The organism is Pseudomonas sp. MWU13-3659 (assembly GCF_023757525.1).
In the GTDB taxonomy this organism is placed as follows: Bacteria; Pseudomonadota; Gammaproteobacteria; order Pseudomonadales; family Pseudomonadaceae; genus Aquipseudomonas; species Aquipseudomonas entomophila_E.
In genome coordinates, this window is record NZ_JAMSHW010000005.1 from 219,821 (window position 1) to 235,921 (window position 16,101).

At 63.2% G+C, this 16,101-nt stretch carries 14 protein-coding genes; 7 read left to right on the top strand and 7 right to left on the bottom strand.

Features of this window, described 5'->3' with window-relative positions; translation table 11 throughout:
• Positions 1 to 117 precede the first annotated feature (117 nt).
• Complete coding sequence (locus NGM28_RS09415) at positions 118 to 2,979, bottom strand: EAL domain-containing protein (protein ID WP_252089894.1); 2,862 nt, start codon at positions 2,977 to 2,979, stop codon at positions 118 to 120.
• 255 nt (positions 2,980 to 3,234) lie between these two features.
• Here NGM28_RS09415 and uvrD point away from each other — a divergent pair, with 255 nt between their 5' ends.
• The 3 genes from uvrD to NGM28_RS09430 all read left to right on the top strand — a co-directional run bounded on the left by uvrD (position 3,235) and on the right by NGM28_RS09430 (position 6,991).
• Positions 3,235 to 5,418, top strand: a complete 2,184-nt coding sequence (uvrD, locus tag NGM28_RS09420) for a DNA helicase II (protein WP_240064200.1) — start codon at positions 3,235 to 3,237, stop codon at positions 5,416 to 5,418.
• Positions 5,419 to 5,624: 206 nt separating this feature from the next.
• Positions 5,625 to 6,470, top strand: a complete 846-nt coding sequence (locus tag NGM28_RS09425) for a Tim44 domain-containing protein (protein WP_240064199.1) — start codon at positions 5,625 to 5,627, stop codon at positions 6,468 to 6,470.
• A gap of 113 nt (positions 6,471 to 6,583) precedes the next feature.
• A complete protein-coding gene (locus tag NGM28_RS09430) occupies positions 6,584 to 6,991 on the top strand; it encodes an SMI1/KNR4 family protein (RefSeq protein WP_213658949.1) in 408 nt (135 codons plus the stop codon).
• A 138-nt stretch (positions 6,992 to 7,129) separates the two neighbouring features.
• Here NGM28_RS09430 and NGM28_RS09435 read toward each other — a convergent pair whose 3' ends face one another.
• On the bottom strand, positions 7,130 to 8,890 hold the full coding sequence (locus NGM28_RS09435) for a cation:proton antiporter (protein WP_240064197.1): 1,761 nt from the start codon (positions 8,888 to 8,890) through the stop codon (positions 7,130 to 7,132).
• Positions 8,891 to 9,215: 325 nt separating this feature from the next.
• Here NGM28_RS09435 and NGM28_RS09440 point away from each other — a divergent pair, with 325 nt between their 5' ends.
• Positions 9,216 to 9,701, top strand: a complete 486-nt coding sequence (locus tag NGM28_RS09440) for an acyl-CoA thioesterase (protein WP_240064196.1) — start codon at positions 9,216 to 9,218, stop codon at positions 9,699 to 9,701.
• Here the strand turns inward: NGM28_RS09440 and pdxY are convergent.
• Entirely contained in the window at positions 9,698 to 10,570 is an 873-nt protein-coding gene (pdxY, locus tag NGM28_RS09445) for a pyridoxal kinase PdxY (RefSeq protein WP_240064195.1), read from the bottom strand. The genes NGM28_RS09440 and pdxY overlap by 4 nt on opposite strands.
• Before the next feature lie 120 nt (positions 10,571 to 10,690).
• On the opposite strand from pdxY, the gene NGM28_RS09450 reads away from it, so the two are divergent.
• On the top strand, positions 10,691 to 11,083 hold the full coding sequence (locus tag NGM28_RS09450; RefSeq protein WP_023629680.1) for a DUF3301 domain-containing protein: 393 nt from the start codon (positions 10,691 to 10,693) through the stop codon (positions 11,081 to 11,083).
• Here NGM28_RS09450 and NGM28_RS09455 read toward each other — a convergent pair whose 3' ends face one another.
• The 3 genes from NGM28_RS09455 to zigA all read right to left on the bottom strand — a co-directional run bounded on the left by NGM28_RS09455 (position 11,084) and on the right by zigA (position 14,061).
• A complete protein-coding gene (locus NGM28_RS09455) occupies positions 11,084 to 12,058 on the bottom strand; it encodes a CobW family GTP-binding protein (protein ID WP_252089895.1) in 975 nt (324 codons plus the stop codon).
• Positions 12,059 to 12,235: 177 nt separating this feature from the next.
• Positions 12,236 to 12,808 (bottom strand): DUF1826 domain-containing protein, encoded by a 573-nt coding sequence (locus tag NGM28_RS09460; RefSeq protein ID WP_240064227.1) that lies wholly within the window; start codon positions 12,806 to 12,808, stop codon positions 12,236 to 12,238.
• 44 nt (positions 12,809 to 12,852) lie between these two features.
• Positions 12,853 to 14,061 carry a zinc metallochaperone GTPase ZigA gene (zigA, locus tag NGM28_RS09465; RefSeq protein ID WP_252089896.1) on the bottom strand — a complete coding sequence of 403 codons (1,209 nt, stop codon included), beginning with the start codon at positions 14,059 to 14,061 and terminating at the stop codon, positions 12,853 to 12,855.
• Positions 14,062 to 14,171: 110 nt separating this feature from the next.
• Between zigA and NGM28_RS09470 the strand changes: the two genes are divergently transcribed.
• Positions 14,172 to 14,549, top strand: a complete 378-nt coding sequence (locus tag NGM28_RS09470) for a glutamine synthetase (RefSeq protein WP_240064192.1) — start codon at positions 14,172 to 14,174, stop codon at positions 14,547 to 14,549.
• 24 nt (positions 14,550 to 14,573) lie between these two features.
• Entirely contained in the window at positions 14,574 to 15,455 is an 882-nt protein-coding gene (gene folE2, locus NGM28_RS09475) for a GTP cyclohydrolase FolE2 (protein ID WP_353620517.1), read from the top strand.
• Between the two features lie 5 nt (positions 15,456 to 15,460).
• Here folE2 and NGM28_RS09480 read toward each other — a convergent pair whose 3' ends face one another.
• Positions 15,461 to 15,988 (bottom strand): DUF3617 domain-containing protein, encoded by a 528-nt coding sequence (locus NGM28_RS09480; protein WP_240064191.1) that lies wholly within the window; start codon positions 15,986 to 15,988, stop codon positions 15,461 to 15,463.
• Between the last annotated feature and the right edge of the window lie 113 nt (positions 15,989 to 16,101).

Sequence of the window (16,101 nt, forward strand, 5' to 3'; positions counted from 1 at the left end):
GGACCGCTGCGCGACCCTTTCGCGGCACAAGGCCGCTCCTACAGAGATTGCGCTGTACTGTAGGAGCGGCCTTGTGCCGCGAAAGGGCTGCGACGCAGCCCCATCACCCGATCTGTGCTAGTGGAACAGATCGGCGGTCGAACGTCGCAGCAACGCCTGGAACGACACCGCATCTACCGGCCGGCTGATCAGATAGCCCTGCACTTCGTCACAGCCGTGTTCACGCAGGAACTGCAACTGCTCGGGCGTCTCCACCCCCTCCGCGACCACCTTGAGCTGCAAGCTCTTGGCCATGGCGATGATCGCCCGGGTGATGGCAGCGTCCTGGCTGCCTTCGAGCAAACCACGGATGAAGGCCTGGTCGATCTTCACGTAATCCACCGGGAAGCGTTTGAGGTAGCTGAGCGACGAATAGCCAGTACCAAAATCGTCGATGGCCAGCTTCACACCCAACGCATGCAACTGCTCGAAGGTGGCGATGATGTGTTCCACGCTGTCCAGCAACTGGCTTTCGGTCAGCTCAAGTTCCAGCAGGTGCGGCGCCAAACCTGACTCCTGCAGGACCTGGCGCACCAGGCTGACCAGTTTGCCCTGGCGCAGCTGGTACACCGACAGGTTGACCGAGACCCGCACTTCCAGCCCCTGGCGCAACCATTCGCAGGCCTGCCAGCACGCCTGGCGCAAGACGAACTCGCCCATCGGCGCGATCAGCCCGGTCTCCTCTGCCAGCCCGATGAACTCGCCGGGCGGCACCATGCCCCATTCCGGATGCAGCCAGCGCACCAGCGCTTCGGCCGCATGCAGTTGCCCCGTGCGCAGGCACATCTTGGGTTGGTAGTAGACCAGCAACTGGCCTTCATCGATGGCCTTGCGCAGCTGGTTCTCCAGTTGCAAGCGCTCAAGGGTGCTGGCGCGCAGACTCTCGGTGTAGAACTGGAAGTTGTCGCCTCCAAGGTGCTTGGCGTGTTGCTTGGCCATGTCGGCCTGGCTTACGAGCGCATTGATGTCGGCGGAGGCATCCGCAAGCACACTGATGCCCACCGACGCGCTGACTACCAGCTCATGGCCACCCAGCCGCTGCGGCACCCTCAGCTTGTCCAGCAAGCGCGTGGTCACGCGCACCAGGCTGGACAGGTTGGTGTAGCCGTCGAACAGGATGACGAACTCGTCACCCGACAAGCGTGCCACGGTATCGGCCTCCGGCACCGCGTTGGCGATGCGTTGCGCCATCTTCTTCAACAGTTCGTCGGCCAGTTCGTGGCCAAGGCTTTCGTTGAGCAACTTGAAGCGGTCGAGATCGACATGCAGCAAGGCCAGGCTGCGCCCGTTCAGGCGCAGGCGCTGGGCAGCGTCGTGCAGGCGCAGGCGGAACAGGGCACGGTTGGCCAGCCCGGTGAGGTCGTCGTAATGGGCCAGATAGCGCAAGCGCTCTTCCGATTCACGGCGCGCCGACAGGTCGGTGAAGAAGCCGACGATGTTGACGATCCTGCCCCGTGCATCACGCACGCTGTTGAGCTGCAACCATTGCGGGTAGAGCTCGCCGTTCTTGCGCGCCTCGACCAGCTCGCCCTGCCAGCCGCCGTGCTGTTCCAGCGCCTGGTCGATGGCCTGGCTGTGCCGGCGTGCGTCACGGCTGCAGGGCAGCTCCAGGGCGTTGCGGGCAATCAGTTCGGCGCGGCCATAGCCGGTGACGTCGCAAAACGCCTGGTTGACCGCCAGCAACTGGTAGTCGGCCCCCAGGATGGCGATGCCTTCGCTGGCCGCCTCGAACACCGTGGCGGCCAGGCGCTGCTGTTCTTCCTGTTCCTTGCGGGCAGTGATGTCACGTCGAGTCCCCAACATCCTTGTCACCTTGCCATCCGGGGACCGTTCCACCGCCCGCCCGCGGTCCTCGATCCAGCACCAATGGCCCTGGACGTGACGTATGCGGTACTCGACCCGGTAGTCCTCGGTACGGCCTTTCAGGTGCTCGACCAGCGTTCGCCGCAGTAGCGGCACGTCGTCAGGGTGCAGGCGCGGCTTGAGGTCGGCGCGCACCGAGCGCACCTGGTCGGAGTCCAGGCCGAACAACGTCTGCAGCTGTGTGTGGTGGACTTCGTCGGTCTGCAGGTTCCAGTCCCACAGGCCCAGCTCGCTCGCCTCGAGTGCCAATGCCAGGCGTTCCTCGCTCTTGCTCAGCGCCTGGTTGGCCAGGTCCAGTTCATGGCTGCGCTGCACCACCCGCAACTCCAGGCCCAGGTGGGCCTGGCGCAGTTCTTCTTCAGCTTGACGACGCTGGCGGACTTCGGCGCTGAGCTGATGGTTGAGGTCCTCGCCATGGCGCTGGGCACTTTGCAGGTGCTCGATCAGCGCCTGGTTCTGGAACCGGCGCAGCAGGCCACGCTCGATCAGCCGGTTGACCTGCCAGGCCACCACCATCAACGCCCCCAGCAGGATCAACCCGAGCCAGCCCCAGCCCCGCTGGTGCCCCGTGTCATAGACGAACAGGAAAACGATCGGCGGCAACAGGCAGGGCAAGGCGAAACTGAGGAATGCCGGCAGGCTCACGGCGTAGGCGACACTGGCCGACAACGCCGCCGTCCCCAGCAGGCCGAAGACCCAGGCCTGCTGCACAAAGTTGTCCACAGGCACCAGGGCAATCGCCGCGCTGGCGAGCGTCAACCCGCTGAACGCGGACCCGCACAGGAACATCCGCCGCCAGGTCGGCCTGGCCTGGCGCCCGGGCGTCGCGGCGTCGAAGGCCGCCACCTGGATCACCCGCAAAGCCACCAGCGCCAGCAGCCAGACCATCCACACCGCAACCAGCAGATAGCGGGCAGGGCTCCACAACAGCCAGGCACTCAGCAGGCCGGTGATCAACATGAACAGCGTGGGCAGCAGGGAGCCTTGGTACAACAGGCGGGTGCGCTCGACCGACAGCTGGGTGGCGAATTGCCTGCGAACGCTCCGTGTCGTCTCCGGCGATGCTCCGATCGCCATGCAATCCTGGGTCATAGGGCTGGATTCTTGTTGTGTTCTTGTTATGGCAGACCGCAAATGTGCAGCGAGCATACACAAGCGTCGCACCGGACCAAACTGCTCTGCGTCATGATTTCGAAAATGTCTCGTGCGTCGAAGTGCGACCGCTCAACCACGCCTACCCATCGCACTTATCGATGAACGGCGGATCGCCGACGAGACGATTTGCACTGCGGGCGTTTGCCCCTGCCCCCCGCCCGGCCCTAGAATGGCCGGATGCGCAATGATGACCTCTCCCTCCTGCTGAACTCCCTCAACGACGCTCAACGCCAGGCCGTGGCGGCCCAGGTCGGGCGGCAACTGGTGCTGGCCGGCGCCGGCTCGGGCAAGACCCGTGTGCTGGTGCACCGTATCGCCTGGCTGATCCAGGTCGTGCAAGCCTCGCCGCACTCGATCCTGTCGGTGACGTTCACCAACAAAGCCGCGGCGGAAATGCGCCACCGCATCGAGCAGCTGCTGGGCATCAACCCGGCCGGCATGTGGGTCGGTACCTTCCACGGCCTGGCTCACCGCCTGCTGCGGGCCCACTGGCAGGAAGCGGGGCTGGCGCAGAACTTCCAGATTCTCGACAGCGACGACCAGCAGCGCCTGATCAAGCGGGTGATCCGCGAAATGGGCCTCGACGAGCAGAAATGGCCCGCGCGCCAGGTCCAGTGGTTCATCAACGGGCAGAAGGACGAAGGCCTGCGCCCGCGGCATATCCAGGCCAGCGGCGACCTGTTCCTGACCACCATGCGCGACATCTACAGCGCTTACGAGCAAGCCTGCGAGCGCGCCGGGGTCATCGACTTCTCCGAACTGCTGCTGCGTGCCCTCGACCTGTGGCGCGACCAGCCAGGGCTGCTCGAGCACTACCAGCGCCGCTTCCGGCACATCCTGGTGGACGAGTTCCAGGACACCAACGCCGTGCAGTACGCCTGGTTGCGCCTGCTGGCCGGCGGTGGCGACAGCCTGATGGCGGTGGGCGACGACGACCAGTCGATCTACGGCTGGCGCGGCGCCAAGATCGAAAACATCCACCAGTACACCGCCGACTTCCCGGACGCCGAGCTGATCCGCCTGGAGCAGAACTACCGCTCCACCGGTGGCATCCTCAAGGCCGCCAACGCCTTGATCGCCAACAACAGCGGGCGCCTGGGCAAGGAACTGTGGACCGACCTGGGCGAAGGCGAACCGCTGACGCTCTATGCCGCCTTCAACGAGCACGACGAAGCGCGCTACGTGGTCGAGACCATCGAAAGCCTGATCAAGCAGGGCAACGCCCGCAGCGAGATCGCCATCCTGTACCGCTCCAACGCCCAGTCGCGGGTGTTGGAAGAAGCCTTGCTGCGTGAGCGCATCCCCTACCGCATCTATGGCGGCCAGCGCTTCTTCGAACGCGCCGAGATCAAGAACGCCATGGCCTACCTGCGCCTGCTCGAAGGCCGCGGCAACGACGCGGCGCTGGAGCGGGTGATCAACGTGCCGCCACGTGGTATCGGCGAGAAGACCGTCGAGGCCATTCGCGAGCATGCCCGTCACAGCCAGTCGTCGATGTGGGACGCGATGTGCCAGTTGCTCGCCGCCAAGGCCCTCAAGGGCCGCGCCGCCAGTGCCCTGGGGGCGTTCATCGAGCTGCTCGAGAACCTCGCCGCCAAGGTGCTGGACATGCCACTGCACCTGATGACCCAGACGGTCATCGAGCAGTCCGGCCTGATCATCTACCACCAGGAAGAAAAAGGTGAGAAAGGCCAGGCACGGGTGGAAAACCTTGAGGAACTGGTCAGCGCCGCGCGCAACTTCGAGACCAGCGACGAGGATGCCGATCTGACGCCGTTGTCCGCATTCCTCGGCCACGCCTCGCTGGAGGCAGGCGACAGCCAGGCCGACGAGCATGAGGACAGCATCCAGCTGATGACCCTGCACAGCGCCAAGGGCCTGGAGTTCCCCTACGTGTTCCTGGTGGGCATGGAGGAAGGGCTGTTCCCGCACAAGATGAGCCTGGAAGAGCCCGGCCGCCTGGAAGAGGAACGCCGCCTGGCCTATGTGGGCATTACCCGGGCCATGCGTCAGCTGGTCATGACCTACGCCGAGACCCGTCGCCTGTATGGCAGCGAAACGTACAACAAGGTGTCGCGCTTCGTCCGCGAGATCCCGGCGGGCCTGGTGCAGGAAGTGCGCCTGTCGAACTCCGTCAGCCGCCCCTTCGGCGGCGCCAAGACCCCTGCCAGCAGCCTGTTCGCCAACGCCAGCATCCCGCAAACCGCCTTCAGCCTCGGCCAGCGGGTGCAGCACGCGGTGTTCGGCGAGGGCGTGATCCTCAACTTCGAGGGTTCCGGCGCCCAGGCGCGGGTACAGGTGAACTTCTCCGAGGGCAGCAAGTGGCTGATGCTTGGCTACGCCAAGCTCGAAGCCATCTGACGTAGGAGCCAGCCTTGCTGGCGAACCAGGCGACGCGGTGGATGACACCGGCTGCGCCGGTATTCGCCGGCAAGGCCGGCTCCTGCAATGCCACGCCCCTCCTGACTATCAGGCAAAAGCTCGAAACATCTTGTCGCTGGCCATGTCTGCTGCTTCATGTGCACCATGGCGCGCGTGCAATCCACAAAAATGGGAACCCCCAACTTATGCAACGTTTTCTTAGCATCGCTCTGGCGCTTTGCGTCGGCCTGACGCTGAGCCTCGACGCCAACGCCAAGCGCTTCGGTGGTGGCAAGAGCTCGGGCTCCGCGCCAATCCACCAGACCCGCCAGGCCACCCCGACCACGCCAGCCGCCGCACCGACCGTTCCAGGCCGTGCACCGGCCGCCAGCGGCGCTTCTCGCTGGCTGGGCCCGCTGGCCGGCATCGCCGCCGGTGGCCTGCTGGCCTCCATGTTCATGGGCGACGGCTTCGAGGGCATGCAGATCCTCGACTTCCTGCTCATGGGCCTGATCGCCTTCCTGGTCTTCCGCTTCATCGCCGCGCGCCGTCGCCAGCAGCAGCCGCAACACGCTGCCGCCGGTCACGCCCCGTACCAGCGCGAAGCCCAGCCGCAGGCAGCTCCGCAGTCGATCTTCGGTGGCTCCGCCGCACCAGCCGCCGCACCGGTAATCAACGCGCCAGCCTGGTTCAATGAAGCCAGCTTCCTGGCCGCCGCCCGTTCGCACTTCCAATCGCTGCAGCAGCACTGGGATGCCAACGAGATGGACAAGATCGCCGAGTTCGTCACCCCGCAGATGCTCGACTTCCTCAAGCGCGAGCGCGCTGAAGAAGGCGAAGGCTTCCAGTCCACCTACATCGATAACCTCGATGTGCAGCTGGAAGGCGTCGACGACCGCGCCGACAAGACCATCGCCACCCTCACCTTCCGTGGCGTGTCGAAGACCTCGCGCTTCGACCAGGGCGAGGTGTTCAACGAGAGCTGGCACATGGAACGCGCACAGGGCGAGAACCAGCCTTGGCTGCTGGCCGGTATCCGCCAAAACGGTTAACCGTCGCACGTTGCACAAAAAACCCCGGGCCTGTCCCGGGGTTTTTGCTTTTGCCAGAGCGGCCTACTAGGGTATAACGCGCAGCGTTGTCATAAGGTCAGAGGATGTGAACCGTGGAAGAAGTGATCGAACAACTCCGTGAAGCCAACGAGCCGGTGCCGGTGCCACTGGAGCTGCCGGACGAGGATCAGCTGGTCGAAGTCGAGGAACAGCTGTTCATCAACATTCCGTTCGTGTTCAAGGAATTCCTGCTGACGGTCAGTGACGTGGTGTATGGCAGCCTGGAGCCGGTGACCGCCACCGACCCGCAATCCCACACCTACCTGCCAGAAGTGGCGGCCAATGCCTGGGACGCTGGCGTCCCTCGCGATCTCATCCCGATCTGCCAGGACGGCGACGATTACTACTGCGTCGAGGAAGACGGCACCGTGGTGCTGTGGTCCGGCGAAGAAGAGATCGTCACCGAGGAAAGCTGGGAGTCGGTGTGGCACTGGGCCCGGGATGTCTGGCTGGAAAGCTGAATGAGAAATACCCGCACAAAATAATGGCTCTTAGCTATCAAGCCTCGTAGAATCGCCAGGCTCTCTGCGCCTGGCGACATCGCTACCGCTCCATCCCCTCGGACGACGATGAAGTCTCGCGCAGAAGGCGTTAGCCCCTCAGTGCGAACTTTCCCGGTTGTTCTCCAGTGTCTCCAGCAAGGCGACCTGCATCCGGGTATGCACCCGGACGAACCAGCGCCATAGCAACGCCACCACCACTGCCGCGACCACCGCGATGATCAGCAACAGTTCATTGGTTGGCAGGATGCTCGCCGACAACGCCGACAGCAGCAGGAAGATCACCAGCAGCGACAGCAGCGGAATCACCTCGGCGATCACCCGTCGCACGCGCTGGGTGTGCCGCCCGGCCATCTCCGGCTTGACCCCCATTTCCGCCAACAGCATCGACAATGCCTTGAGCTTGCGGTAGGCCGCGATCAGGAACGGCAGCGACAGCAGCAAGGCCGCACCCCAGATCAACGCCTTCTGCTGGCTCAGGTCGTCGACCCACTCGCTGAGCCAGGTACCGATGCGCCCGGCGAAATAACCACCACTGAAGAAGATGGCGATCACCAGCGCCAGGTTCACCCCTACCTGCAACAGGATGCGCCGAATCATCGCTGCCAGCATGGCCCCTTCACCCTGGGGCTGGATGCTCCGCAGCCATTCGCCATACAGCGACAGCACCCGTGCCAGGCGGCTCGGCACCACCTTGCCGAGCTTCAGCGACAACGGGTCGGCCGCGCGGATCAGGTAAGGCGTCAACAAGGTGGTGATGGCCGACACCGCCACCGCGACAGGGTAGAGAAAGTCGCTGGTGACCTGCAGGGTCATGCCCAGCGCGGCAATGATGAACGAGAACTCGCCGATCTGCGAAAGCCCCATGCCCACGCGTAGCGAAGTGCGTCCGTCGTTGCCGGCAATGAAGGCCCCCATGCCGCAGGAAAGCATCTTGCCCAGCACCACCGCCAGGGTGATCACCACGATTGGCCAGGCGTATTCGACGAGGATTGCCGGGTCGATCATCAAGCCGATGGCGACGAAGAAGATGGCGCTGAACAGGTCGCGCACCGGCTCGATCAAGCGTTCGATCTTCAGCAACTGGCGCGACTCGGCCATGATCGCGCCGATCAGGAAGGCCCCGAGCACCATGCTGTATTCGAGTTTGACCACCAGCAGGCAGAAGCCGAAGCACAGCCCCAGCACGGTGATCAGCAGCATCTCGTTGCTTTCGAACTTCGCCACGTAGGCCAACAGCCGTGGTACCAGCAGGATGCCGATGACCAGCGCGACGATCATGAACAGCGACAGCTTGCCCACGGTGGAGAACACCTCGCCGGAGCTGACCGAGCCGCTGACGGCAATGCCCGACAGCAGCGCGATGATGCCGATGCCGAGAATGTCCTCGACGATCAGCACGCCGAAGATCAGCTGGGCGAACCGCTCGTTCTTCATCTTCAGGTCGTTGAGCGCCTTGACGATGATGGTGGTCGAGGAAATCGCCAGGATCGCCCCGAGGAACAGCGAATCCATGGTGCTCCAACCGAACCAGCGGCCGATCTCGAAACCGATCCAGATCATCAGGACGATTTCCAGGAAGGCGGCGATGAACGCCGTGGCCCCCACCTTGAACAGCTTGCGCAGGCTGAACTCCAGGCCCAGGCAGAACATCAGGAATATCACCCCCAGCTCGGCAAGGGTCTTGATCGTGTCTTCGTCGTGAATCAGCCCGAACGGAGGCGTATGCGGGCCGATGATGAAGCCGGCGACGATGTAGCCCAGCACCACGGGTTGCTTGAGGCGGTGGAAGAGAATGGTGACCACCCCGGCGACCAGCATGATCACCGCCAGATCCTGGATGAAGCTGATGGCATGCATGGCGTGGCACTCCTTGTTCTCGATGCACGGGGCGAACCGCTCCTCTGCCGGAAAACCCTGAGCACGGAGCAGGCACATACTGTTCTGATAGACGGAAAAGCCCACGTTGCAGGGGCGTCGTCAGGTTAACATCGCGCCTTGCCACATATGGCCGATGCAATATGCGGAAACAGATCGGCCGATTCGACACCGCCCATGGCAAAATTGTCGTGACGATGGAGCGTCAGCCGACGTCCCGTACCAGGATGGGAAACCTCAAAAGAGGGGAACAGAAGTGTCTGCAGATACCCGCCCCGATTCAGCGCAAATTCACCGTGAGCTCTCTATGGAACCTGGAAACGCCCAGTTGACCATGACCGTCCTGATGACACCGGACATGGCCAACTTCTCTGGCAACGTACACGGCGGCACCCTGCTCAAATACCTCGACGAAGTGGCCTATGCCTGCGCCAGCCGTTATGCCGGCACCTACGTGGTCACCCTGTCGGTGGACCAGGTGATCTTCCGCGAGCCTGTGCATGTCGGAGAGCTGGTCACCTTCCTGGCATCGGTCAACTACACCGGCAACACCTCGATGGAAGTGGGTATCAAGGTGGTTACCGAGAACATTCGCGAGCGTTCGGTGCGCCACTCCAACAGCTGCTTCTTCACCATGGTCGCGGTCGACGACGACCGCCGTCCGGTGAAAGTGCCACCGCGCCAGCCCCAGTCCAGCGAAGAAAAGCGCCGCTTCCTGCAGGGCCAGCAGCGCCGCCAGATCCGCCAGGAGTTGGAGCAGCGCTATCAGGACCTGAAGACCGACACCATCTAGTACAAGAGTCGCTGCGCCTCGAAGCGCACCCGTGGGTGGGCGATGCGATCCTGGGCCCGCACCAGCTGCAGTTCGTAGCTGGCGCAGGCCTGGGTTTCCAGTAGCACCTCATGCACCGCCGCCGCCGCGAACTCGAATGCCTGCACGTCGCTGTCCCCCAGCAGCAGCCGGGCCAGGAACAGCCCCGAGGTCAGGTCCCCCACCCCGACCGGCTGGCGAGGGAAGGCCAGCAGAGGCCGGCGCAGGTGCCAGCTCTCCTCGTTCGTCACCAGCAGCATTTCGAACGCGTCGTCGGCGCGCCCAGGGTAGTTCAGGTGCTTGACCAACACGATGCGTGGTCCACGCGCCAGCAGGCCACGGGCCATGCCCACGCAATCCTCGAGGGACTCGGCACGCCGGCCGCAGAAGCTGTCCAGTTCAAGCTGGTTGGGGCAGAGTATGTCGGCCTTGGCGACGGCCTCTTCGAGCAGGAACTCGCTCACCTCGGCAGGGACGATGCAGCCTTTTTCGGCGTGGCCCATGACCGGGTCGCACAGGTACAACGCCTTGGGGTTGACCGCCTTGATTCGCGCGACCCCGGCCAGGATCGCCCGGCCCTGCTCGGCGCTGCCCAGGTAACCCGACAGCACCGCATCGCAGTTGCCCAGCTCGCCGATATTGGAAATGCCTTCCACCAACGCGGGAATTTGCGCAGGGGCAAGCACTTCCCCGGCCCACTGTCCATACTGAGTATGGTTGGAGAACTGCACGGTGTTGAGCGGCCAGACGTTGACCCCGACCCGCTGCATGGGAAACACCGCGGCGCTGTTGCCGGCGTGTCCAAAGACCACGTGGGACTGAATGGCGAGCAAGTGCGGCGTACGTTTCATGCAGGGCTATTCCGAAACTGTGTGGATAAGTGTGCGGCCCGCAGTATGAACCCGATTGCCATCTGTACGACAGGCCAGAGACGCAGTTAAGCTGGATCGACCTGTCTGGAGCTTACGCAAATGCTGACCCTGGAAAACCTTTTCGTCCTGATGCTGGTGGCGACCGCAGGCGCCTGGCTGTGGCACAACCACGGGCTGCGCGAAAAGGCCCTGGCCCGGGTCAAGCAGCATTGCGCCAAGCTCGACCTGGAACTGCTCGACGACGCCGTGGCGCTCAAGCGCATCGCCTTCGTGCGCGACGCCAATGGCAGAAAGCGGCTTGCGCGCATCTACAACTTCGAATTCACCGTTACCGGTGAGCAGCGCCATCCCGGCACCGTCACGCAGTTCGGCGCCCACACCATGCAGATCGAACTCGCGCCCTATCCCTTCGAGATCAAGACGCCGCCGCGCACCGACAACGTCATCGAAATGCAGCAATGGCGCCAGGAGCACAACCGCTGGCGCAACTGATCAGGCGCACAGCCGGCACGCGGCAAGCGCCTCCTGCAGCTCGTCCACGGGTTGCGCCTCGGCGAAAATCAGTTCCATGCGCGAATCCTTACGCCATTCGCTCGGCTGCCAGTCGGGCAACTGCCCATCGAGCCCATTGAACGACAGCCAGCTCAGGTCGCTGTGGATAACACCCTTGGCCCGGCGCCATGGCCAGGCCTGGAGAAAGGCACGCAATCTCGCCGCGTCGAAGCGTTGGCTGGGGTGCCAGCGCCAGCCGATGCTCCAGCCACCTTCGCCCTGCTGGGCCTGGCATAGCGGCCGGCTTGGATCTGTCCACAGGGCGGCAAGCGCCGGACCTGGATTGTCCACAAGCTGTCGGCTTGTATCAGAACTGCCCTTCCCTTCTGTGGAAAACCCTGGCAGCCGGATCAACGGCAGGGCGCCATGATCAACCCAAACCTTAGGTAGCTCGGGTAGTCTGTCAGTTATCAACAGGCGAGTCTGGCTGTCCACAGGGGACGACTTGTTCAACACCAGCAACCCTGAAGTGGGCAACGCCAATTGCTGCGCTTCAGGCAAGGCTTCGCCATGGGCCAGGGCCTGGGCATCCAGCACCATGAGCAGTGGTTGCACGGCCAATACGTCCGTCCAAGGTACTTGCTCCAGTTGTTGAAGCAACTGCAGGGGATGACCCAGGCCCGAAGGCTCGATGAACAAGCGATCGGGGCGTGCCTTGCGCAGGAGACGTCCCAGCCCGACCTGGAACGGCGCGCCGTTGACGCAGCACAGGCAGCCCCCCGCCACTTCGCCAATGGCAATGCCGTCTTCATCGCCGGCCAACAGTGCGGCATCCAAGCCAATCTGCCCGAATTCGTTGACCAGCACCGCCCAGCGTTCGTTAGCCGGACGCTGGCTCATCAGATGGCGGATCAAGCTGGTCTTGCCGGCCCCCAAAGGGCCGGCGATCACATGAGTGGGAATGTTCTGCAGCATGGCTCGGTGTCGGGTCGGGGTTGATGCAAGTCTATCGCGAGCCAAAGCAACACGACACACACACTCTGTAGGAGCGGCTTCAGCCGCGATCACCCGCCAAGCGGGTGCCAGACACTGCGTTGCCTGCATCGCGGCTAAAGCCGCTCCTACAGTTCCCGGCGCGATAGTGGGTGATACTTAGGCCAACCAATCCAGGCTCAGCAATAGCCGCCGCTCATTTGAAGAAGCCTGCGGCGAACGGTGGATAAGTCCGGCACCCTCGTTACCGTGCCATTTCTCACCCTTGAGCAATGCGACATCACCCACCGCCAGGCGACGAATGTTATCCACAGACGGCTGGTCACCGAGCAAGCGTGATCGATCAATTGCAGCTTCTTCCAACCACTCGCTGCCTGCGCCTGCATAACTGCTCAACAACCGCAGCGGCACATGATCCACATGGAAACGGGGGCACATCGCACTGTCCAGCACACGCAGACGCAACCCGACCCGTCGAGCGCCCAACAGGCAGGTGTAGGCCGCCACCAGCCAGCACACGTCGGCGACAAAGCCGTCATAGCCATGTAGGTCCTGCGTCTCCCTGAGCAAACCTGGCAGCCGGGGTGGCTGACGCTCATCCACCTCGATCACCCGCTCATCCGTCAGCGTCTGGCCAAGGCTGAGTACCAGTGCGGCGAAGTCTTCTACCTGGGCGGGCAGCCGTCGCTGCCATACCGCCAGGTTGACGCCCTCCTGAAGAATCTCCGTCATGACCTGGGGCGACGCACCGAACGCCTGGCGGATATCCACAGCCCTCACGCGGCCACCTCTTCGTGCCAGCCACCGAACGGATCAGGCAGCCGTAACCAGGCCAGCGGTCCCAGTTCCATTTCGTCATCATCCAGCAGACAGGCATCCAGCTCTGTGGATAACCTTGCAAAGTCGATGTTCTGCCCGATGAACACCAGTTCCTGCCGGCAGTCGCCCGCTTCAGGCGACCACTGCTTGAGAATCGCGGCCCGATCGTCTCCATCCTGCGGCCACTGTTCACGTGGCACAAAGCGCCACCAGCGACCTGCCAGGCCATGACGCATCATGCCACCGGCCTGGGACCAACTGCCGGCTTCCTGATACTTGCTGGCAAGCCAGAAGAACCCCTTCGAGCGCAGCAACCGCCCATTGCTCCAGGGTTTGTGGATAAAGTCGTGGAAGCGTTGCGGATGGAACGGCCGGCGCGCCTGCCAGGTGGTCGCGGCGATACCGTACTCCTCGGTTTCCGGCACATGCTCGCCCCGCAGTTCCTGTAACCAGCCCGGTGCCTGGGCGGCCTGGTCGAAATCGAAAAGACCGGTGTCGAGGATGCGCGAAAGCGCGACCTGGCCCATCACCATGGGCAGGATCTGTGCTCGGGCATTGAGGCCGCGCAGAATGGCGATCAATTCTTCACGTTCGTGTTGGCTGATCAGGTCGATCTTGCTCAGCAACAGCACATCGGCGAATTCGACCTGTTCAATCAACAGGTCGCTGATCGAACGCTCATCCTCCTCACCCAAGGTTTCACCACGGCTGGCAAGGCTGTCGGCAGCCTGGTAGTCGCGCAGGAAATTGAGGCCGTCGACTACCGTGACCATGGTATCCAGCCGCGCCATGTCGGAGAGGCTGCGGCCCTGTTCGTCACGGAACGTGAACGTCTCGGCCACCGGCAAGGGTTCGGAGATGCCGGTCGACTCGATCAACAGGTAATCGAAGCGTCCCTCCCGCGCCAGCCGGGCAACTTCCTCCAGCAGGTCTTCGCGCAGGGTGCAGCAGATGCAGCCATTGCTCATCTCCACCAGTTTTTCTTCGGCGCGGTTGAGGCTGACATTGCGCTGGACTTCACTGGCATCGATATTGATTTCACTCATGTCATTGACGATCACCGCGACACGCAGGTCGTCGCGATTGCGCAGGACATGGTTGAGCAGCGTGCTCTTGCCGGCGCCCAGGAAGCCGGACAGCACGGTGACGGGAAGACGGTTGGGCATGACGAACCTCATCGGGCGGGCGCATTCGAAACGATGCATTGCACAATGTTATATTATAACAATACAATTTAGCCAAGCCGCTTTGGCCGAACGGTTGTCTGGAGAGCGCCATGAAATCACTTGGCATCGCTGCATTGCTGCTGGTCATCCTGCCGGCCCCGATATTTGCCATGCCCCACACCGACCTCGCCCTTTGCACCCGCAGCGCCACCTTGCTCGCCTGCCAGGACAGCCAGGGCAACTACTACAGTGTTCGCACCGAAGGCAGCACCTTCTACCTGCGCGGCTATGAAGTGGCAGGCAAACGGTTGTGGGCGCAAACCAACAGCCGCCATGGCCCGCTGACCTTCTTCACCGGCCTGGCCAGCGACGGTGAAGCCTGGGTCGGCTACAGCCGGCGCGTCGGCTGGACCACCCTCAATCGTGTTTCCAGTTCCAGCGGCCAACGCTTTGACCTGCATTGCAGCCTGATCGGCGGCTGCCGCTGAACGCCCCCTTCCCAGGAACTTGCCATGACCAGCCTTACCCTTCCCGATATCGCCAAACAGAGTGCACAACAACCCTTGCCACTGGACTGGGTGGGCATGTGCGGTATTGCCGTGCCGTTGCAGTTCGAGGGGCGCCACCTGAGTGCGTTCGCCGATGCGGGGGTCAGCCTGGATGACGGCTCGGCGCGGGGCATTCATATGTCACGGCTGTACCTGGCGCTGGAGGCGCTGGAAGGAGAAGCGCTGACCCCATGGCTCATTCGCCGGGTACTCGGGCAGTTCCTGCTCAGTCATGAGGGCCTTTCGCACAGCGCTCACCTGCGCCTGCAGTTCGATCACCTGCTCAAGCGCCCTGCTCTGGTCAGCCCGCTGGCCGGTTGGAAACGCTACCCCGTGACCATCGATACGCGACTGAACAATGAAATGTTCCACGTGGAACTATCCGTAGACATTCCCTACTCCTCGACCTGCCCTTGCTCAGCGGCGCTGGCCAGGCAGCTGATCCAGGCGCAGTTCGACAGGGATTTCGCGGAAGAGGTACCGAACAGGCAGAGCATGAGGGCATGGTTGGGCAGCAGCAGCGGTATCGTTGCAACACCCCATAGCCAGCGCAGCATGGCCAAGCTAAAGGTACACCTGGTGGGAGATGAGATGCCGATCACCGCGTTGATCGACAAGGCCGAAGCTGCCCTGGGCACAGCGGTACAGACCGCTGTGAAGCGTGCCGACGAGCAGGCCTTCGCCTTGGCAAATGGACAGAACCTGATGTTCTGCGAAGATGCCGCCCGACGCCTGAACCTGGCCTTGCGCCAGATCGATTGGGTCGCGGGGTTCACTGTGCGCGTGGAACATGCAGAAAGCCTGCATGCCCACGACGCGGTGGCGGTGAGTCGTTTCCAGAGGTGAGGCGATCAGCTGCGCGGCTTCACTGTTCCACAGTCGTTGCCCAGCCATACCGCCCGGGTGTCCATGCTGCCGGCCTGCTGAACCCCAGACGCATTGAAGGTGCCATTGACCTTGGTCAGGAACTCCCGGTCGCTGAGGAACGTGGCCTGGCCTTGCCCCTGAGCCTTCGGGCAGCTGAACTGGAACTTCCAGACATTGCCAGTGCGCTCGGTGATCTTCTGGGTGCACCCGGACTGCGGATCCTGCAGCGGGATGTCATTGGTGCGGACCTGCTCCGGCGTCAGGCACGAGCGCACGCCCTTGCCACCCACGCTAATGCCCTGCTTGGCTAGCACCCCCTCCATCATTGCCCGCTGTTCGGGCGGCAGGTTCTTCAGTTGGCCCAGCATGAAGGCCATGTCCGGCAATGGCTTGCCATCGACCTGCATGTTGCTGGTGGTCAGCTCCCACAAGCCGGGTTGCAACATCTGCGCATGTACCAGCGGGCTGCCCAGTCCCAGGACCAGGGCAAGCAGTGGCAGACGAATCTTCATGGATCTAGGCTCCTCGAAATACCGGCTCCGGCCGGACTGTGCCGTTAGACGTCATTTTCCCCCACAGGTTGCAGCCCACCCCACGAACGTGGTCTGTTAGGCAGCAGTGTGAT